Raw genomic sequence first — 244 nt, 5'->3', positions numbered from 1 at the left:
ACCTGTGGTCCTTTATGTTGCGTTAGCATTTATTGCTGGCGGTATTATTGGTATGTTGATCAGCGTGCCTCTTCTGGCTCGTGCCAAAGTGCGTCTCAGATCTGCAAGATCTGATCTGTCTCGTACTCGAAAAGAACTCGCAGTATCTCAGTCTACCGCCCTGCGGTGAGGTCTGCTCGAGTCCCTGCCTGGTCTTTGTGGGCTCGAGTGCTATTCGCATCTAGATGACTACACAATGCTTGGA

1 protein-coding gene is annotated in these 244 nt (G+C 50.4%); it reads left to right on the top strand.

All coding sequences use genetic code 11. The annotated features are described in order from the left end of the window. The first annotated feature begins 4 nt into the window (after nt 1-4). Nucleotides 5-169, top strand: coding sequence for a LapA family protein (locus ACLJNW_RS27775; protein WP_410961807.1), 165 nt, complete (start codon nt 5-7; stop codon nt 167-169). Nucleotides 170-244 lie beyond the last annotated feature (75 nt).

Origin of the sequence: Salmonella sp. SAL4457 (assembly GCF_046548235.1) — a bacterium.
In the GTDB taxonomy this organism is placed as follows: Bacteria; Pseudomonadota; Gammaproteobacteria; order Enterobacterales; family Enterobacteriaceae; genus Salmonella; species Salmonella enterica.
Note: the sequence above shows the minus strand (reverse complement) of the source record. Positions and strands in the feature narration are given on the sequence as shown.